Genomic DNA, 19,433 nt, shown 5'->3' with positions numbered 1-19,433 from the left:
GAGAGCGAGCATGGCGTACGACGTCGAGAAGCCGGACGAGCAGTGGCGCGCGGAACTGACCCCCGCGGAATACCAGGTGCTGCGCCAGGCCGGCACCGAGCCCGCCTTCCGCGGTGAGTACACGGACACCAAGACCAAGGGCGTCTACTCCTGCCGGGCGTGCGGCGCCGAGCTCTTCACCTCCAACGAGAAGTTCGCGTCGCACTGCGGCTGGCCGTCCTTCTACGACCCGAAGGACACCGACGCCGTCGAGCTGATCGAGGACCGGTCCCACGGGATGGTCCGCACCGAGGTCCGCTGCGCGCGCTGCGGCTCGCACCTCGGGCACGTCTTCGAGGGCGAGGGGTACCCGACCCCGACGGACCAGCGGTACTGCATCAACTCGATCTCCCTGCGACTGACGCCCGACGAGGACTGACGTCGGCGCCTCCGGGCCGGCATCCCCCATGCGAGTGACGCAGAGGGGATACCGGCTCGGTGGGTTAATGCTTGCGTTAATTTCGCCGTCATGGGTCAAGTGGGAAGTGATCCTCGTCGCGGAGGTTGCGACGTGGTTCGATGAGCTGGCGGAGGCGGACTGGGACAGTGCCGAGCAGGTAGAGGACGCCATCGACGCCTTGTCGATGTTCGGGCCCGCTCTGGGCCGTCCGCTCGTAGACCGGATCAAGGGCGCGGAGCAGCACCATATGAAGGAGCTGCGACCGGGCTCCTCGGGTACGAGCGAGATCCGGATCCTGTTCGCGTTCGACCCAATACGCCGGGCGGTCTTGTTGGTCGCCGGTGACAAGGCAGGTAACTGGCAGCGCTGGTACGACGCCAACATCCCGCTCGCCGAGAAGCGCTACCAGGTGCACCTCGCCGAACTCGATACCAGGGAGTACGAATGAGCACGGTCAGCTGGGAGGAGACGAAGCGCAAGGCTCGCGAGCGCCGGGAAGCCGCCGGGCTGCCGGTCCGCTCTGCCGAGGAGAAGCAGGCGGAAATGGGCCGGCTGATGGCCGAGGTCCGGGCATATCGGCTCGCGGAGATCCGGCGCGAGCAGTCGCTGACGCAGAGGGACGTGGCGAAGACGATGGGAGTCTCCGCTCCTCGGGTCTCGGCGATCGAGCACGGCGAAGCCGACCGGACGGAGGTCGCTACCCTGCGGTCGTACGTCGAGGCACTCGGCGGCAGGCTCCGCGTGGTGGCCGACTTCGGCGACACGGAGTACACCGTCGCCTGATCGGCTCACGGCCGACGTTTGGGTGGGACCATCACCACCTTGCGGCAGACACGACTGGTTGACAGCGGTTCGCCAGCGGCCAAGGGTGTAGCCGGACCGGCTGACCGCAACCTCAGGGGGCCTCGTGCCGTCGTATTTGAGTCCCGGGGTGTATCTCGAAGTACTGGCGTCCGCAGTGGGGCCGATGCCCGCAGTGAGGCTGCGCGCGCCCTCGTTTGACGAGGAGGCTGCCGGGCAGCCGATGCCTCGGTGGATACCGGAGCACACAACCGCCGCGTTCCTCGGCTTCGCGGAGCGGGGCGAATTGAACACGCCGATCTGGATAGACAGCTGGGGGCGCTTCCAGGCAGAGTTCGGAGATTTCGTCGAGGGGTGCATGCTGCCCGTCGCCGTATACGGCTTCTTCGCAAACGGCGGGCAGTCCTGCGTTGTGGTGCGGGTGGAGTCCGATCCGGAACACGTGGTGCACGCGTTCGCCGGCGATTTGCAGGCGCGCACCGGGTTGGCCGGCCTCGAAACATTCGACGACGTCTCGATCGTCTGCGCACCGGATCTGCTGACGGCCTACGAGCAGGGCCGGGTGGATCTGGACCAGGTCAAGGCTGTTCAGCTGGCGCTGATCGCGCACTGCGAAGTCACCGGCGACCGGATCACGATCCTGGACTGCCCGCCCGGCCTCAACGCGTCACAGATCAGAGAATGGCGAGCTGTGGGCGCGGGTTACGACAGCTCATACGCGGTCATGTACTACCCGTGGATCAGGGTGTACGACCCGTCTGCGGGCCACTTCCGCTCCGTCCCGCCGAGCGGGCACATTGCTGGGGTCTACGCCAAGGTGGACCTGATGCGTGGATTTCACCACACGCCGGCCAACCAGGTCGTGGAGAACGCAGTCGGCGTTGAGACGGTCGTCACCGGACCGGAACAGGACATGCTGAACCCCGTCGGGGTGAACTCCCTAGTCCCGTCGTCCGGTCGCGGAATCCTGGTGTGGGGAAGCCGTACTCTGAGCAGCAACCCCGAGTGGCGATACATCCGCCATCGGCGGCTGATCGCCTTCATACTCCGCAATATCCGCAGGGGAACGGAGTGGGCGATCTTCGAACGGGCGGATGACCCCGGTCTTCCGTATCGCATCATGGCCCAGATCAAGGACTTCCTGTACGTGTTGTGGCGAAGCGGCGCGCTCTCAGGGGAGACCCCTGAAGACGCCTTCTGGGTGAGTTTTGACGACAACCTGGAGCAGCGGGACGCGAAGTGCCTGTACATCAATTGCACTGTCAAGATCGAACGTAACTTCGCCATGTCTGACTTCCGGCTGGTCTATTTCTGCGACAGCTGACGGTTAACTCAGCCCGGCCGCCATGCCCAGCTCGGCGAGACCGAACAGGGCTTGCGGTGTGCCGATCGCTCGCAGGGACTCGATCGCCGGCGTCCGTGCCACGGTGGCGCTGTTGTTCGCGATGATCAGCAGCCCGGGCACCGCCGCCGGGCCGATCGTGACGGCGGCCCGCACCGCGGCCGAGCGGGTCTGCGCCATCGGCGCCGACAGTCCCCGCCACACCACGGGCAGCGCATGCTGGCCGAAGAGGGCCAGCGCGTCGGCGGCCGCGTCCCGACACCCAGGTTCCTTATCAGAGAGCAGGCGCTCCAGCGCGGGCAGTGCTCGATGGGAGCGGGGCGTGCCGCGCGGCCATCGGGTCTCCGTGTCGGCGAGGCCAATCCGGCCGAGCGCCCGTGCCGCCGCCCGCCGGACGTCCGGGTTGGCGCTGCCGAGCAGCTCGACCAGTCCGTTCACGGCTGGCGAGCCGAGCCCCGCCAAAGTCAGGGTGGCGGCTTCCCGGGTCCGGGGATCGGGGGCGGTGAGCATGTCCAGCAGGCCCGGCACTGCGGGCTCGCCCCATGTGACCAGCACGTCCGTGACCCGGTCGCGGATCGGCGCGTGATCCGACCGCAGCCCGGACAACAGTGAAGGGTCGGTGCACTTCGCCAACGCCGCGGACGCCATCGGCACACCCGGTCCGTGCGCCGCCATGGCGGCGAGCAGTGGCGGCGCCGATGAGCTGCTGAGCTCTGCGAGCGCATCGGCCACTGCCCATCGCACGTCGTGATCGTCGTCGGCCAGCGCAGACACCAGTGGCTGTACGGCGCTTTCGGCCCCCACCTGGGCCAGGGCGTACGCGGCCGCTGCGCGTACGGTCGGCGCCGAGTCTTGCAGCGCCCTGAGAAGCGACTGCGCGCAGCTGTCGTCGCCGATCGTGGCCAGTATGTCGCAGACGCGCCACCGGACGTCGGCATCGACATCGGTGTCGGCGAGCAGGGCGACCAGGCCCGGAACCGCGGACGAGCCGAGCGCCGCGAGGGCCGCGGCGGCGTTGACCCGCTGGCGCGCGTCCGGGCCGCGCACGCCCTCCAGCAGGGGCTCGATGCCGCGGTCGCCGATGGCCAGCAGGGCGCGCCTGGCCGACTCGATCGCCTCGTCATCGGTGTGGCTGACGGCCAGCAGATGGGGCACCGCGTCCGGCCCGAACGCGCCGAGTGCGCCGGCTGCCAGCCAGCGCACGTCAGTCTGCTCGCTGGTCACCGCGGAGCCGAGCAGGTCCCGCGCGGACACCCCGCCGAGCGCGACGAGCGTACCGACGGCCGCCGAGCGCACCCTGGCGTCGCGGTCGCGCAAGGCTGGTGCCAGCTTTGGCGCGATCCTGGGCGCGTCGATCCGGCGCAGCGCGCCGAGAGCTCCCAGCCGGGCATCCGGCCCTCCTCGTCCCAGCACCGCGACCAGACCGTCGATCGCAGGTTCGCCCAGCCTGGCCAGCACGGTGGCGGCCGCTTCACAGCCTTCGGGGGAGGAGCCTTCGAGCATGTCCAATAGGCCGGGCACGGTCGCCGGGCCGATGGTGACCAACCGGTCCATCGCATTCTGCCGCTGGTAGCCTTCGATGCCCTCCTCGCGCAAGACGGGGAAGAGCCGTTCGTATTCCGGCTCGATGAAGGCGATGGTGTCGCCATCCAGGACGGCACCGAGGCGTTGGACCATCGCGTACACCGGCTCAAGCCGCTCGTGTGGCCAGCGGAACGCCTCGTCCCGGCCGTGCTGGGCCCACTCGGCCGCCGCCGCGGTGACCTTGTGTTCGAGTAGCAGGTCGTCCTGCATCGCCTGGATCCAGTCGGCCAGCCGCGTCCAGCTGCCGAACAGCGCTTCGTGGGCTACGAAGACGACGGGCTGGTTGCCCTCGTCCTTGCTCTGCACGAGTAGCCGGGCCCGGGTGAACACGTCGATCAACCGGCGCGCGGGCTGGCCCCCAGCGATCTGCGCCAGCAGGGGCCTCCTTCGTGTGGAGCGGCCGTGTTCGTCGACCTTGACAAGTTCACGGAACACCCGGGAGAACGCTGCGCGGGCCTGGTCGTCGAGCACGTCGGTGAACACGTGCTCGGCGCGGGTGCCGATCGCGCCCTGCACACCGCCCAGCCGCTTGTATGTGGCGAAGTCCAAGAGCCGGTTCGTGGTGCCGGCACGGTAGAGCTCGTCGAGGGTGTAGGCAAGCAGCGGCAGCGCGTCCGGGTCGCCCACGGTGTCGCGTAGGATCCGGCCGGTCAGTCCCTCCTCGAACCGCAGGTCGGCCCGCTCGGCCGGTCGCGCGATCATGTCGTGCAGGGTGTCGGTGGGTGCGCTGAGCGGCAGTTGGCCGACTTCGAACAGCCGGGCTAGCTGGGGAATGTCGAGGCAGCGGTGGTAGAAGTCCGCACGCAGGGTGGCAACTACATGGCAGCGGCCCGACAGTGCGGCCGCCTCGATGAGCCGAACCCACGCGTGCACCAAGGCGGGTTTCACGACGGTGAACAGCTCTTCGAACTGGTCGACGAACAGTAGCGAGGTCCCGGCGGGAAGATGATCGACTATAGTGTCCGGCGCCGCGGCCAACCACTGGGCCAGGGCCGCCGCGTTGGCGCCCGTCAGAGGCGCGAGCTTGGCCGCTATGGCCAGGAACGGATCGTCGCCCACCTCGCCGGGGGTGAACCGCAGGCCCGTCCACCGCTTGGTGGCCTGGTCGTAGCTCGGCAGCGCCCACTTGGTCCCGCTCTGTCGGAGCCGGGGGATCAAACCGGCACCCACCAGTGAGGACTTGCCGGAGCCGCTCGCGCCGACCACTGCGACGAAGCCGCTGGCTGCCACCCGTGCGGCAAGTTCGTCGGTCTCACGGCCGCGGCCGAAGAAGATCGGCGCGTCCACGGGTGTGAACGCGCGCAGCCCTGGAAACGGGGAGCCATCCCACGTCGGTGCCAACTCAGCCAACTCATGGCGTGGCACGGGCGCGCCGGCGGGCGCCGCCGCATTGACGATGTCATGCACGAGTGACTTGAGGTCGTGCTCGAACTCGACCCGCAGTCCCTCCGGCGACTCGTAGGGCTTGTGGCCTCGCAGCGCAGCGCCGGTGCGCGGGTCGCGCATGCGCTCGAAGAACTCGTTCACCCGTCGCTTCTGTGTCAGCAGTTCTTCGACGTCGTCGGCGTCGGAGTCGAGTAGCACCTTTGTGGTACGGCGGTAGACCAGGACCGTCGGCCGACCGGTCTCGCCCGCGGTGCGCACTGCGTCCTCATACTCCCACTCCGTGCCGGAGAGGTAGGGCCTGCCATCGGGCTTGCGATACTCGGGGAACGGCAGTGGCGTACCCATCCGGGACCACAGCACGACAACCACGATGTCGCAGTCCGACGGCCGAAGGAGGCCTCGATTGATCGATGCCTGCGGTGTCTCGGTCGCCACGAGGGGCGCGCCGCCGCCTGGGTGGTCCCATGCCACCACTTCGAATGTGGCTCGGCCACGCACGAACGGGTCGTACTGCAACTGCTCGACCACCGAGCGGGCAAGCGCCCGCTCGGTGGTGACGTCGCCAGGGGACGAGAGGAACACCCTCAAGTGGATCGGCCTGTCGCCGCGCGTGGTCATGCTGTGACGGCTGCTCTTTCGGCCCGAGGAGGCCTTACCACGTCGACCGGCAGTCTGGCGGCTCGCGCCGCGGCCAGGGCGTCTGCGGTGCCTCCGCCGAGCCCCGAGGACGCGCTGCCTTCCCATACGGCTGCCAGTTTGTCTGCGCCTTGGAGCAGGCAGAGGTTGGCCGCCTCGCAGGCGTCGAGCCCCGCGGTCTCGTACGGCATGACCACTCTCTCGTCGGCAGCCTCGCACAGGGCGTCGAAACGTGCGAGATCCGCCGCCCTCACTACCGCTTCGCGGTAGTCCCGGGACGGGACGACGGCTGACAGTCGGCCGCCGAGAGCGAGAACTTCCTCCGCGAAAATAGTGTGGGCGCCGCGGGCCAGGCACGAGCGTCCTACGAGGACGTGGCCGTCACGCAGGCCCAACAGCAATGCGCGCAGGGCCTCGCGCACGGGTTCCGCGGACTCCGGAGCCAGATCCGTGTGACCGGTGACGGCAATCGTGGTCACTCGACAACACTCCTTCAGCTCATGTGGGCTCGCCTGGCACCGTAATCGCGGCAGGTGGCGTGGATCGAGCGGTGTCTGACCTTTGTTGAGGCCGCCTCACGTCCCGTCTCACATAGCCAGGGCGGCGAATCCCAGGATGTAGGTGCTGGCGAAGATGAGCGGTACCCATCTCTCCACATGGGTCAGCGGCAGGTAGACCTGCCAGTCCTGGCCCTCGTCCAGGGCCTGCCACTCGGCGGAGTAGAGGGCTCGGGCGGGTAGCCGTTCCTCAAAAGCTCCGATCACTTTGAACTTCCCCTCGTTCAACTGCCGGTAGGAGCGGACGGTGAACCACCAAGCCGTACACAGGGCCAATAGGACCAGAAGCGCGCCGAGGAGCAGTAGGGCCGATGGCACGGTCCCGTGCGTCTGGGTCAGCCACGCGCCGAGGAGGGCGAACAGGCCGCTGTGCAGGGTGAGAAAGAAGTTGTTGGCCAAGTTGCGGCGGGCGCTGACCCGGTCGGCCATCTCCACGCACAGCTTGTACTGCTCGAATATCGCTTCCTGGTACGCCTCAGTCCCAGTGTGATAGGCGGATGCAGTGATGCCCTCGTTCCACAATGCCTCGTTGATCTCGGCCATGGTGACATCATTCCGTAGCCGCCCTCCTGCCAAGCATGGATCCCGTCGAATGACCACATGAACCCGCCAGGGCGTGAGCGGTTGATGTTACGACAAGTGCGGTGTGAAACAGGTGAGTTAACAGTGTGTCTGACGTTGCGAGCTCTGTGAGCTTCTTGTGGCAGGTCAGGTACGGCCGCTGTGGTTCGTGATCTGTAGCGCGTTGTCGCTGGTCAGTAGGTAGGCGACGGCTGCAGGTATGAGGACGGCCGTCACGATTGTGATCGTTTGCGACGAACGCCGGGAGCTGACGGGTGTCCCTGACGAGTTCGCGTTCGCGCCCAAGCCGCGGTTGGCTGCCGCGATGCTCACCCGGGACGCGAGGCGGGGCTGCCGGCCCGCTGGGAGACCGCCGACAAGGTCCACGGTGGGCGTGAACTGCGGGTGGTCATACGGGAGCCAGCCTAGGACTACGCCATCGCCGTTCCTGCGAGCCATCGCGTGAACTCCCCGGCGGGCGGCTTCACCGTTACCGATCCATCACCGTCGACGATACCTCGCCCGGCCAGGCACAAGGGCACAGCGTCCTGCTGGTCCGCCGCCATTGCCGTACGGGCGAGTTGTCCTGCTACCGCTGCCACCCCGGTCGCGCTGGTGGCCACGGTCTGCGCCAGGTGGCTCGAGGAGGGCTTCCGTGCTGCCAAGTCACTGGCCGGACTCGACGCAGGGCAGGTGGCTTGCTGGAACTCCTGGATGCGCTGGAGCCTGGTCAGCATGGTGGCAGCCGCCCTGCTGGCGCGATGTCGAGGGTTACATGACAGAGCTGGGTGTCCGAGGAGGGAAGCTGAGAACTGTGAATCTGAGAAGCACGTCGGCTGGCCGTCCTTCTACGACCCGAAGGACACCGACGCCGTCGAGCTGATCGAGGACCGGTCCCACGGGATGGTCCGCACCGAGGTCCGCTGCGCGCGCTGCGGCTCGCACCTCGGGCACGTCTTCGAGGGTGAGGGGTACCCGACCCCGACGGACCAGCGGTACTGCATCAACTCGATCTCCCTGCGCCTGACGCCCGACGAGGACTGACGGCGCGAGTCGAGCAGCCGCCGGCAGGCTTCGGCCTGTCGGCGGCTGCTCTGTGTCGTCGAGCTGCTCTGTGTCGTCGATCGGCGCCGCTGTCGACGGCCGTCCCGAGTGAACCCTGTTTGATCGGACAGGAAACAAAATAGGCGCCAGGCCCTCGCATGGCTTTGGGTCGCTTGGCAGCCAGTGGGGGAGAGGTGCTGCCCGCCTACTTCGGCGTCTCGACCGGGGATGGCCGGGCGGTGTCCCAGGCTTGCCAGAGGGTTGGCCGAGCACACCCCATAGGGTATTGGTAAGGAGAACAAACAAATAAGCCGCCGCCATCACCCAAGGGGCCGCACCATGGCGCAGCAGTTCACTCCCACCTCGCAGGACAAGTTCACCTTCGGCCTGTGGACCGTCGGCTGGCAGGGGCGCGACCCCTTCGGCGACGCCACCCGCCCGGCGCTCGACCCGGTCGAGTCCGTCGAGCGCCTGGCCGAGCTGGGTGCGTACGGTGTGACATTCCACGATGACGACCTGATCCCCTCCGGCTCCTCGGACGCCGAGCGCGAGGCGGTCGTCAGGCGTTTCAGGGCCGCGCTGGAGCGCACGGGTCTCAAGGTGCCCATGGCGACCACCAACCTCTTCACGCACCCCGTCTTCAAGGACGGCGGCTTCACCGCCAACGACCGTGACGTGCGCCGCTACGCGCTGCGCAAGACCATCCGCAACATCGACCTCGCCGTCGAGCTGGGCGCCACCACCTATGTCGCCTGGGGCGGCCGGGAGGGCGCGGAGTCCGGCGGCGCCAAGGACGTGCGGGTCGCGCTCGACCGGATGAAGGAGGCTTTCGACCTGCTCGGCGAGTACGTCACCGAGCAGGGCTACGACCTGCGCTTCGCCATCGAGCCCAAGCCCAACGAGCCCCGCGGCGACATCCTCCTGCCGACCATCGGCCATGCCCTGGCCTTCATCGAGCGCCTGGAGCGCCCCGAGCTGGTCGGCGTCAACCCGGAGACCGGCCATGAGCAGATGGCGGGCCTGAACTTCCCGCACGGCATCGCGCAGGCACTGTGGGCGGGCAAGCTCTACCACATCGACCTCAACGGTCAGTCCGGCGTCAAGTACGACCAGGACTTCCGCTTCGGCGCGGGCGACCTGCGCCAGGCGTTCTGGCTCGTCGACCTCCTGGAGACCGCCGGCTACGAGGGTCCGCGGCACTTCGACTTCAAGCCGGTGCGTACCGACGGCTTCGACGGGGTGTGGGAGTCCGCGAAGAACTGCATGCGCAACTACCTGATCCTCAAGGAGCGCGCCGCCGCCTTCAGGTCCGACCCAGAGGTCCAGGAGGCGCTGGTCGCGTCCCGGCTGGACGAGCTCGCCCTGCCCACCGCCGCCGACGGCCTCAAGGGCCTGCTCGCCGACACCTCCGCCTACGAGGACTTCGACGTGCAGGCCGCCGCCGAGCGTTCCATGTCCTTCGAGCGCCTCGACCAGCTCGCCTTGGAGCACCTGCTCGGCGTGCGCTGACCAGGTCGACCGGGAAGCGGTGCCCCGAGGGGTCACGGACGTCGTCCATGATGCGTACGTCGCACAAGATGTGTACGCCGCATGATGCGTACGTCGCACATGAGACGGAGCTGTCCTGTCGGGGACAGGTAGGGAGTGAGTACGTGTCACAGAGCGCCGCCGCCGCAGCGGCCGGCCCACCAGGGCCGGCCCCTGTCGACCTGGCGGCGATGCGCCGCGTCAACCTCGGCCGCGTCCTGGCCGAGGTCCGCTCGGCGGGCCCGCTGTCCCGGGCGACGGTCGCCCGGCACACGGGCCTGACCCGTGCCACGGTCTCCAGTCTCGTCGCGGAGCTGATCGAGCGCCGGCTGCTGCGGGAGACCGACTACCAGCAGGACGGCACCGTCGGCCGCCCCGGACGGCGTCTGGAGATCGACGGACGGTCGGTGGCAGCACTGGGCCTCGAGGTCAACTCCCGTTACCTGGCTGCCTGGTCGATGGACCTCGCGGGCCGGCAACTGCAGGAGCGGCGCCTCGTGCACGATGCGGCACACGAGGATGCCGAGGACACGATCCGTACGCTCGCCGCGCTGGCCACCGAGCTGATGGAAGCCGCCCGCCGGGCCGGGGTCCACACAGCGGGTGTGGGCGTGGCCGTCCCCGGCCCCGTGGACATCGCCACCGGTCGCGTGTGCTCCGCGCCGAACCTGCACTGGCGGGACGTTCCGGTCGCCGGGCTGCTGCGCGATCTGCTGGGCGTGCCGGACGACGTCAGCGTCGCCGTCGACAACGAGGCCAACCTGGCCGCCCTGGCCGAACGCGGTCACGCCCGGTCCAGGGCCGCCGACCTGGTCTACGTGACCGGGGAAGCGGGCATCGGTGCGGGCATCGTCGCGGGCGGCACGCTGCTGCGCGGCGCCGGCGGCTTCACCGGCGAGCTGGGGCACCTCCAGGTCGATCCCGCGGGCGAGAGGTGTGCCTGCGGGCGCACCGGCTGTCTGGAGACCAAGGTCGGCCTCTCCGCCGCGATCCGCACCACTGCTCCCGACCTGGCGGGAGAGGAGGCGTCCGGCGCCGCGTCCCACGACCCCGAGGAGCAGGCCCAGGAATTGCTCCGCCGTGCCACAGCAGGAGACCCACGGGCGCTGGCCGGCCTGGACGAGATCGGCCGCTGGCTCGGCATAGGCCTGTCGATCCCGGTGAACCTCCTCAATCCTGAGGTGATCGTGCTCGGCGGCTACTTCGCGACAGTCGCCCCCTATCTCGTGCCCGCCGCCATGCGCGAGCTGCGCGAACGGGCCGTGGCGGGCGATCCGGCGGTCTGCCGGGTGACCGGCTCGGCCCTGGGCTTCACCGCGGCGGTACGCGGGGCCGCGGGCATCATCGTGGAGGAGATCTTCGCCGACCCGGGCCGGGTGGCTGTGCGCGAGGGCACCCCTGACCCGTGAGGACCGGCTGACGTACGCCGTCGCCCCACGCGCCGCCGCCCCATGGCCGGGTGGACTGTCGTACACCGGGGTCCGGCTGGCTGCGCCGTGCAGGAGTTCACATGCGCCTCCCAGGCCGGGTCGGGCGGAAAGCATCCGTCCGCGCTCCGCATCTGGCCGTTCGCAGCGCACTACGCGGGCATGACCGCCTGGATCCGGGACAAGGTGAAAACCCGGTCGTCCTCGCGCAGATGGCAGTACGCGTAGAGGTGCGGCGGGTCGAAATCGATGCCGCTCACCGTGCGGACGGTCCGGCCGCCCGAGGCCGCGACGTACTCGATCGTGATGGGCTCCTCCTCGTTGATGGCGTGGGCGAGTTGCCGGATGTCCGTCAGAGTGAGGGCCGTCGCGTAACCGGCGACGATCTCCTCGGTGTCGGACGCGAAGGGGATGCCGCGCTCCGGGTCGGGGTGCGGTTCCCGGTCCGGGGCCAGGAGCAGACGGCCGGCCAGTCCGCCGGCCGAACCGTCGGCCGGTCCGTCGGCCGGTCCGCCGGGCTGGGCGCCCTGCCGCGGGCGGGGGAACGGCCGCGCCGCGCGGGGCCGCTCGGGCCGCTCGACACGGACCGAGCCGTCGTCCGCCTCTGCCACGGGGGCGTACCCCTCGGCACGCAGGGCCTCCAGTGCCTCGGGCAGCGGTGTCCGGCAGAGCAGCACGGTCGGGGCGAGCCTGCGCAGGCCCAGGTGTGCCAGTGCGCGATGGGCGGCGATCTCGGCGAGACAAGCCGTGTCCTCGCTGTGGATCACACAGGCCGCCGGCGCGAGGCGCACCCGTCCGTGCCGGCGAGCGGTGTCATGGATCAGATACGTGAGGGCCTGGGGCAGCAGGCCGTCCGCGGCAGCATCGACCAGGTCCGCCTCGATGTCGTCCGGTGTACGGCCCGCGTCCAGCGCGCGTCGCAGGGACGACGGGCCGAACCGCCAGACGGAGGCGGCGCCATGGGCCTCCCGTTCGGCGAGTGAGTCCAGCAGCCCGGCGAGCCGGGCGGTGGGCGTACCGGTCACCACGGCGGTGAGGTCCGCACCGATTCGGGCCGTTGCGGAGGCTCCCGGCAGCAGGCGCCCGGCGTGCTCGTGCAGCAGCACGGAATCGTCGTGCAACAGCGCCTCGCCGAGCGGGGACAGCGCGCCGCGCGCGAGGACGCCCAGCAGCTCGGCCTCCCGGATCAGCGTGGCGAACGGTGAGCTGTCCTGCGGGAGCTCATCGGCGAAGGGCCGGTGCCAGGCCACGAGGGGGCCGAGGTCGGCCGTGCTCCGTACGCCGTGGAAAGGGGGCAGGGCCGCCGCGGCGGCCAGCAGACCCTGACGGGCCGCCAGACAGCCGGAACAGGGCGGCCTCCGGACCGCGGCGGCCAAGGCCTTGCCCTCGTCGTCGCGAGCGGCGGAGGGCGTCGAGCCGAGCCGCCACCACGTCCGGAGCAGCCCGCTGTACCGGTCGGCGGGTTCTTGCCCCGCCCAGTCGTCGTAGGCCTCGGTGACGAGCAGGGACCGGCCTTCGTACGCGAGCAGCCCGGCGGTGCAGGCGCACTCCAGCACCAGGCGCACCACCGGCTCCTCGCACTGAACCGCTTTGCCGATACGGGACAGTTCGCGCACACCGATGCCACCGGACTTCAGGGCGGCCGGAGGGCGGGCCGCGCACTCGGCGAGCAGCGCGGCCGCCTGCCCGGCGAAGGCGGTGGCCGCGGCGGAGGCCTCGCGCTCCACGTCGGCGGCGGTGAGCGCCACGAGCGCGGGACCGGGCGGCGCCGGGTCGTACGGCGCGTGCCAGTTGGGACCGCGCAACGCGCGGGTGACCTCGGCGGGTACGAGCGCGGGCTCGGGCGACCAGGCACGGTCCACCAGCAACGCCCGGTCGAGCAACCAGCGTTCGTCAGGGCTGGAGGTGACCGAGCCGAACATGATGAACGGCTGATCCGGGCCATCCGGGCCGGTACGGCGCTCCAGCAGATCCCGGGCGCCCGGCGGCGCGGAGGCGATCAGCACCTCTAGCCGGTCCGGGTCCGTGTGATGGCCGAGTACGGCTTCGAGGCGCTGCTGCTTCGTCGTGCCAGGCGTCAGGCCGAGAGCCCTCACGATCTTGCGGAGTTCCTCGGACGTCATACCGGGCAGCAGTTCGTCCAGCCCAGGACCCAGCCCGAGCGGGGCCTCCCAGGCGCTCCGCAGAGCCGCCGCCATGTACAGGTCGCCGGCAGGACCGGCCGACCAGACCAGCGCGTGGTCGCCCAGGGCACGGAGCACGGGGTCGAGACCGGCCGCGTCCGTGCCGAGAAGGCTCTCCAGTTCCGTACGGGAGATGGGCGTGCCGGGCGTGCCCAGTGCGGCGAGCGCCTCGGTGGCCTGGAGACAGGGCAGTGACAGCCGGGTCAGGGCCTGTGCGACCGATCCAGGCCGTTGCAACCGGTCGGCGAGCTCCCCGAGGGTGCGCGGCTCCGGCGGGCGAGCACTGTCCGGGCGTGCGTCGAGCACGCGGCGCAGCCGGTCGGCGTCGAGGGTGCGGAGCCAACGGGTCAGCGTCGAACCGCGGGAGCTGCCGATGGGAATCACCTGTTCCGACAAGCTGGTCACTGAACTCGCGGACCACCGTAGCGGTGCTCCCGCCCCCCATCGACCGGACTTGACAACTGTCCGTATCGCCCCGTACGCGCACGGTACGTGCCTCCTGCTGAGGAGCTCTTCGTCGCCGTCCTCAACGGCGGCCCGGTGTGCTCCCCGCACCGGTCACGGCTCCCGGTGCCGGGCGTGCTGTGCGGCCGCGCAGGCGGAACCGGTGCCGCGAGCCTACGGTGGTCTGAGAGCGCCAACGAGCGGCGCGGTGACCGGTCGGCCTGGAGGAGGCCTGATGAAGGAGCACTTCGTCTGGATGACAACGCGCCGCATCAAGCCGGGCATGCTGGCGGAGTTCGAAGGGGCGTGGCGGCCGGAGTCCCACCCGCAGGGCATGGTCCGTGCCTTCGCGTACTGGTCCGAGGACGGGGAGGAAGTGATCGGAGTTTCGCTCTGGGAGTCCAGGGAGGCGTGCGATGCCTGGCGCGGCTCCGAGGCAGAGACGCGTCGGCGTGAGGTGATGGCTCCCTACGTCGTCGAGGAGCGAGAAGCGTTCTATCGCGGCCGCGAACTCGTCATCCCCGAGCGATCGTAGATGGTGTCGTCCTGGAGCTTGGTGCGCTCGGTCGTGCTGGGGCGTGGGCGTGGGCGTGAGCTGTGAGTTCCTGTGAACCGGGGTCAGGCCGCTTGGGCGGCGGCGTACGAGACGAAACCGGACCAGGCGGTGGGGGAGAGGGCGAGCTGGGGGCCCTGCTTGTCCTTGGAGTCCCGGACGTGGACGGTGGTGGGGCAGGTGGCGACCTCGACGCAGTCGCCGTCGCCGCCGCTGCTGTAGCTGGATTTGCGCCAGGAGAGGGCGACTTCGACGCAGCTGTCGCCGGAGCTGCCGCTGTAGCTGCTCTTGAACCAGGCCAGTTCTGTGGTGCTCATACCGCTCCTCGCATCCGCCGCAACAGGCTCACGGACTCTTCCGGGGAGAGAGCCTGTGACCGCATCCTGGCATAACGCATCTGGAGCGTGCTGACCACTTTGCGGTCAGCGATGAGTTGACCGCTTTCCTGCCCCTCGCAGTAGCCGAACAACTTGTTCTCCGGGGTCTCCAGCAACTGCATGGGCCCGTCCACACCAGCGTGGCTCTCCCGCACCAGTGGCATGACCTGGATCTCGATGTTCCGGAGCTCCGCTAGTTCGAGAACGTGATCGATGAGGTCGATGGTGACCTGCAAGCCGCCCGTGCGCCGTTTGAACAAATGCTCTTCGACGATGAAGCTGTACGCGGTGTTCGGCCGCTCCCGCAGCAGCCGCTGCCGTTCCGCCCGCGCCGCCAGCTGGGCTTCGATCTCCTCGTCTCGCAGCGGCGGGAGCCGGTCGGCGAACAGCGTCCGCGCGTACGCCTCCGTCTGTAACAAGCCAGGAATCAGACGGCATTCGTACGTGTACAACGTGATCGCCGTCGTCTCCATCCGCGCCCACTTCCGGAACCACGACGCCAACCCCGGTTGCCGCGACAGATGCTGCGCCGCCCTCCGCAGCGCCCCCGTATTGCCCAGCGCCGCCTCCGCCAGCTCCACGAACTCGTCGTCCGGCATGCGCCGCCCCAGCTCGACCGATGTCACCGTGTGCTTGGAGAACCGCACCAGCGACGCGAACTCCTCCCGGCTGAGCCCCGCGTGCTCGCGCAGGGCCTGGACCACCGCGCCGAACGTCCTCAGACTGTCCGAGGACTCCGGTTCCACACCGTCCGTCATGTCCGGCCACCTCCCGCGCACCGCGCAACCGCCCCGCTGCCCACTCCCAACCGGCCCATCGTCACGCCCAGTTACGCGTACTGTCCACTCGGCGTGCATGTACGCTGACGCCGCGTACACGGCTCCTGCCTGGAGAAACGGGTCCGGTGAACGCCACATTGGGCCCATGGCCTCCCCCGGCACCCACCAACAGCCCGTCACCGTACGTGTGTTCACCCAGCGCTTCAGCTCCACCCCGCGCGGCGCCCGGCTCGCCCGGCACCTCGCGCTCCACCAGCTGGACAGCTGGGGCATCCGGCACGGGACCCAGGTGTCCGACGCGGCCGCGGTACTCGTCGCCGAGCTGGCAGCGAACGCCGTGACGCACGGCCGCGTACCGGGCAGGGACTTCGAGCTGCGGCTCGCCCACACCCCGCCCACGCTCCGCATCGAGGTCTCCGACACCCGCGGCGAGCGCCGCCCGCCCGGCCCCGGGGAGGTCGGCGAGCCGCCGACCGGTTCGGAGGGCGGCCGGGGACTGGTGCTGGTGGCCGCGCTCGCCGACCGGTGGACGGTGCTCGACCGCGTACCCATCGGGAAGACCGTCCGCGCGGAACTGGACCTGCCGTGCTGAACGCGCCCGCGCGTGTACGTCAGGCTCGGATCCGGCCGGGTCCGAGGCGGGCGCGGGCGAGGGCGAGGCGTACGAACCTCGGCAGGCGCGAAGAAGAAGGTGTGGGGGCCGGCTCCCTCACGGACGCCGGAGACGGCGCGAAGGCCAGCGAGGACAGGAAGGACAGGGACGTCAGCGAGGACAGGGAGACCCGCTCGGGCAGGAGGGGCAACCCCCGCATCAGCCGTGTCATCGCGGTCCCATAGGCGATGCCGAAGAGCAGCGAGACGAGCAGCGCCAGGTGCTTCGAGAACCCGTCGATGAGCGGGTAGATCTGCCAGTGCGTCAGATAGATGTACATCGAGCTGGTCGCCACGAGCCCGGCCACCTGGTTGACGCGCTCCCGGCTGGGGAGTGCGGGCACCCACACCAGCAGCGTGAATCCGGCGACGACGATCGCCTCGCGCCCGGGCTCGCCGGGGAAGAACCCCGGCACGGTGGCGATCGCCGCGGCGGTGACCAGCAGCCGCTGCGGCACGGTGCGGGACTTCGCCGCCGCCCAGCCGAGCGCGAACAGCCAGAAGACGGTCACCGCGTCCGTCATCTGTGAGCGGCTCGGGAGGCCGACGAGTTCGTAGCGGGTGAGCAGCCCGAGGCCCGCGAGCGTCACCGGCAGGCCGTACGGGAAGCGCCGCTCCGCACGGTCCACGGCGGGGACACAGAGGACGGCGACGACGGCGATGAGGATGTAGACCAGGGCCTCGATGAACCAGGTGTGGATGCCCGCCCCCATGTCCTGCGGCTTCAGAGCGTTGTGCAGGAGGAACAGATTGGTCAGCGTGTAGTCGTCGCTGATGAGGAGGGCGAATGCGATCCAGGCCATGCTCGGCAGGGCGATGCGGGTGATGCTGCGGCGGACTCGGCGGACGCGTTCGCGCCGTGCGGCGTCGGTGAGGTGGAAGCGGGCGAAGTTGTATCCGGCGACCGCGAGCAACAGATGGGCTCCACCCCTGATCGTGAAGACGCCGATGTGCGAGCCGACGATGCAGAAGATCGCCGCGGCGCGCAGGGCGACGCCGGTCTCCAGCGTGCGTCTTCGGAAGCGGGAGAAGCGGGAGAAGCGGGAGGGTCGGCGCGAGCGGGGCTTCCGCTCGGGCGGCGCGACGAGGTCGCGGATCGGCGTCGTGTGCCAGTCGTGCGGCAGATGGCCGAGCCGGTCCTCGAGGTGGATCGACATCTCCACGTACGACAGCGAGTCGCCCCCGAGGCCGACGAAGGTGCTGTCCTCCGTCACGTCCGTCCGGTCGAGGATCTGCGCGTAGAGCTCGCACAGGGCTTCGGCGCCGTCGCCGGGGGAGAGCCCGGGTGCGACCGGGGTCTCCTCCGAGTCCGGGCGGGTGAGCGCGAGTACCGCCCGGTAGTCGGGCTTGCCGGTGGGCAGACGGGGGAGCTCGTCCACGACCTGGACGCGGACGGCACGGGCAGGCAGGTCGCACTCGTCCGCGACGAGCCGTCTTATCCGCCGTGCGTCGGAGTCGCTGGAGTCGCCGGAGTTGCTGGAGTTGCTGGAGTTGCTGAAGCCGTCGGAGCCGATGGCGGCGACGGCGAGTGCTGCGTCGTCGCCGGTGCAGAGCGCGGTGACGCCGTGCCGTTCGAGCATCTGCTCGACACGCTGCGGGTCGATCCGCAGGCCGAGGATCTTCACGAACCGGCTGCGCCGCCCGACGATCTCGTAGAGCCCCTCGGGGGTGCGCCGCGCGATGTCGCCGGTGCGCAGCTCGTCGACGGTCCGGCCGAGCGCGAGGTCGGCCGGCGTGCGGGCGTAGCCCAGCATGACGTTAGGCCCGGAGTACACGAGCTCCCCGAGCTCCCCGGTCTTCCCGAGCTCCTCGGTCTTCCCGAGCTCCTCGGTCTTCCCGAGCTCCTCGGTCTTCCCGAACTCCCCGGTCTGCGCTCGGGCGTGGTCCCCGACCGGTTCGAGGCGGAACGAGCCGCCGGGGACCGGCACTCCGATCGACGCGGGGTGCGCGGCAGCGAGATCAGGCGGCAGATAGGCCATCCGGGCGGTCGCCTCGGTCTGGCCGTACATGACGACCAGGTCCCAGCCGCGCCGTGCGCCCAGCGCGGCGTAGTGCGCCACCCGGTCGGGCGCCAGCCGGCCGCCGGCCTGCGTGACGTACCGCAGATGGGGCAGGTCCATGTCGGCGAAACCGACCCGGTCGAGCAGGTCGAAGGTGTACGGGACGCCCGCTAGGGACGTACCGCGGGCCCGGCGGAAGAGGTCCCAGAAGCAGGAGTCCGCCACCGACAGCCCGGTGAGGACGAGGCCCGCCCCGCGCAGCAGATGGCTGTGGATGACGGAGAGCCCGTAGCAGTAGTGCATCGGCAGGGTCGTCGCGGCCCGGTCGGTGTCGCGGATGCCGAGATATGTGGCGATCGAGGCGGCGTTCGACTGGAGGTTGTCGTGCGAGAGGCGGACCAGCTTCGGCGACCCGGTCGAGCCGGACGTGCTGAGCAGCAGGGCGAGGTCCGGGTGCATGTCATGGGCGGAGACCGTGCGCCTCTCCTCGATCTCCCACTCCCCCGGCGCCGGCCGCACGACGACATCGGGGTCGTATGCCGCGGTCAGCGACTCCACGGCTTCCGGGTGGTCACCCGGGACCAGGAGCACGGGATGTCCCGCCGAAAGGGCGGCGAGATGAACGACCAGGGCCTCGGCGGTGTTGGCGCCGGGCAGCAGCACGAGCCGCCGCTCGGTTCCCAGGCGCAGGGCGGTGTCGGCGACCCGTGCGGCGAGTTCACGGTAGGACATCTCGCCGTCAGCGGTGATGAGGGCGGTGCGGTCGCCGTGGGTCACGAGGCCGTGGGCGAGGGGCAGCGTTATGCCGCCGATGGGCGGTGCGGGGTGGAGCGTCACGGGGCGCATCGTAGGTAAGCCTTCCCTTATCGGGAAGGGGGTCCGTCGGCTCTCGCAGGGGCGACGGGGGTGGGCGCCCTCCCTGGCGCCCTTCAACTGCCCATGCCTGCACGGACGATGGGCTGTGGGTGCGCCGGTGGCCCTTTCCGCCCTCTGTGCCCGTGGCCAAGCCGTTATGTACGACGCTATTGACTCTTAGGTGAGGTTTACCTTACCAATGCTCCTGTTTGCAGGTTCCTCTCCCCGGCACCGGTCCCGCGCCCCACGCGGCATCTCCCGCGTGACGGCGGTGAGCACGTCAGGAA

The 19,433-nt window shown here is 69.9% G+C and carries 16 protein-coding genes; 9 read left to right on the top strand and 7 right to left on the bottom strand.

What is annotated here, in order from left to right; genetic code table 11:
- Positions 1 to 10 precede the first annotated feature (10 nt).
- From msrB to AC0699_RS29930, 4 genes are all read left to right on the top strand, one after another.
- A complete protein-coding gene (gene msrB / locus AC0699_RS29945) occupies positions 11 to 418 on the top strand; it encodes a peptide-methionine (R)-S-oxide reductase MsrB (protein WP_469772253.1) in 408 nt (135 codons plus the stop codon).
- A 67-nt stretch (positions 419 to 485) separates the two neighbouring features.
- Positions 486 to 887, top strand: a complete 402-nt coding sequence (locus AC0699_RS29940) for a type II toxin-antitoxin system RelE/ParE family toxin (protein WP_478666463.1) — start codon at positions 486 to 488, stop codon at positions 885 to 887.
- A complete protein-coding gene (locus tag AC0699_RS29935) occupies positions 884 to 1,222 on the top strand; it encodes an XRE family transcriptional regulator (RefSeq protein ID WP_478666461.1) in 339 nt (112 codons plus the stop codon). Before AC0699_RS29940 ends, AC0699_RS29935 begins: the two co-directional genes overlap by 4 nt.
- A gap of 148 nt (positions 1,223 to 1,370) precedes the next feature.
- On the top strand, positions 1,371 to 2,564 hold the full coding sequence (locus AC0699_RS29930; RefSeq protein ID WP_478666458.1) for a phage tail sheath family protein: 1,194 nt from the start codon (positions 1,371 to 1,373) through the stop codon (positions 2,562 to 2,564).
- Between the two features lie 3 nt (positions 2,565 to 2,567).
- Here the strand turns inward: AC0699_RS29930 and AC0699_RS29925 are convergent, their stop codons facing one another.
- From AC0699_RS29925 to AC0699_RS29915, 3 genes are all read right to left on the bottom strand, one after another.
- Entirely contained in the window at positions 2,568 to 6,170 is a 3,603-nt protein-coding gene (locus tag AC0699_RS29925; RefSeq protein ID WP_478666455.1) for a HEAT repeat domain-containing protein, read from the bottom strand.
- Positions 6,167 to 6,667 (bottom strand): hypothetical protein, encoded by a 501-nt coding sequence (locus AC0699_RS29920; RefSeq protein WP_478666451.1) that lies wholly within the window; start codon positions 6,665 to 6,667, stop codon positions 6,167 to 6,169. Before AC0699_RS29920 ends, AC0699_RS29925 begins: the two co-directional genes overlap by 4 nt.
- A gap of 108 nt (positions 6,668 to 6,775) precedes the next feature.
- Complete coding sequence (locus AC0699_RS29915; RefSeq protein WP_478666448.1) at positions 6,776 to 7,288, bottom strand: RipA family octameric membrane protein; 513 nt, start codon at positions 7,286 to 7,288, stop codon at positions 6,776 to 6,778.
- A 633-nt stretch (positions 7,289 to 7,921) separates the two neighbouring features.
- On the opposite strand from AC0699_RS29915, the gene AC0699_RS29910 reads away from it, so the two are divergent.
- The 3 genes from AC0699_RS29910 (at position 7,922) to AC0699_RS29900 (ending at position 11,286) form a co-directional block, all read left to right on the top strand.
- On the top strand, positions 7,922 to 8,350 hold the full coding sequence (locus tag AC0699_RS29910) for a peptide-methionine (R)-S-oxide reductase (protein ID WP_478666445.1): 429 nt from the start codon (positions 7,922 to 7,924) through the stop codon (positions 8,348 to 8,350).
- Positions 8,351 to 8,689: 339 nt separating this feature from the next.
- Complete coding sequence (gene xylA, locus AC0699_RS29905; RefSeq protein WP_478666442.1) at positions 8,690 to 9,859, top strand: xylose isomerase; 1,170 nt, start codon at positions 8,690 to 8,692, stop codon at positions 9,857 to 9,859.
- 143 nt (positions 9,860 to 10,002) lie between these two features.
- Positions 10,003 to 11,286, top strand: coding sequence for an ROK family protein (locus AC0699_RS29900; protein ID WP_478666438.1), 1,284 nt, complete (start codon positions 10,003 to 10,005; stop codon positions 11,284 to 11,286).
- A 170-nt stretch (positions 11,287 to 11,456) separates the two neighbouring features.
- Here AC0699_RS29900 and AC0699_RS29895 read toward each other — a convergent pair whose 3' ends face one another.
- Positions 11,457 to 13,883, bottom strand: a complete 2,427-nt coding sequence (locus AC0699_RS29895; RefSeq protein WP_478666435.1) for a helicase C-terminal domain-containing protein — start codon at positions 13,881 to 13,883, stop codon at positions 11,457 to 11,459.
- Between the two features lie 283 nt (positions 13,884 to 14,166).
- Between AC0699_RS29895 and AC0699_RS29890 the strand changes: the two genes are divergently transcribed.
- Complete coding sequence (locus AC0699_RS29890) at positions 14,167 to 14,466, top strand: antibiotic biosynthesis monooxygenase (protein ID WP_478666431.1); 300 nt, start codon at positions 14,167 to 14,169, stop codon at positions 14,464 to 14,466.
- 83 nt (positions 14,467 to 14,549) lie between these two features.
- On the opposite strand, the gene AC0699_RS29885 is transcribed toward AC0699_RS29890, so the two are convergent.
- Both AC0699_RS29885 and AC0699_RS29880 read right to left on the bottom strand, forming a co-directional pair.
- A complete protein-coding gene (locus AC0699_RS29885) occupies positions 14,550 to 14,801 on the bottom strand; it encodes a DUF397 domain-containing protein (protein ID WP_478666428.1) in 252 nt (83 codons plus the stop codon).
- Positions 14,798 to 15,619, bottom strand: coding sequence for a helix-turn-helix domain-containing protein (locus AC0699_RS29880; RefSeq protein WP_478666425.1), 822 nt, complete (start codon positions 15,617 to 15,619; stop codon positions 14,798 to 14,800). The genes AC0699_RS29885 and AC0699_RS29880 overlap by 4 nt, the downstream gene beginning before the upstream one ends.
- Before the next feature lie 166 nt (positions 15,620 to 15,785).
- Between AC0699_RS29880 and AC0699_RS29875 the strand changes: the two genes are divergently transcribed.
- Positions 15,786 to 16,232: an ATP-binding protein gene (locus AC0699_RS29875; protein WP_478666423.1), complete on the top strand. Its 447-nt coding sequence runs from the start codon at positions 15,786 to 15,788 to the stop codon at positions 16,230 to 16,232.
- Between the two features lie 19 nt (positions 16,233 to 16,251).
- Here AC0699_RS29875 and AC0699_RS29870 read toward each other — a convergent pair whose 3' ends face one another.
- The gene (locus AC0699_RS29870; protein WP_478666421.1) at positions 16,252 to 19,128 is read right to left on the bottom strand and encodes an AMP-binding protein; all 2,877 of its coding nucleotides are present in this window, start codon (positions 19,126 to 19,128) and stop codon (positions 16,252 to 16,254) included.
- Positions 19,129 to 19,433: the final 305 nt, after the last annotated feature.

It is taken from the genome of Streptomyces sp. NPDC043870, from assembly GCF_056435785.1.
This window is presented reverse-complemented; position numbering and strand designations above follow the sequence as displayed.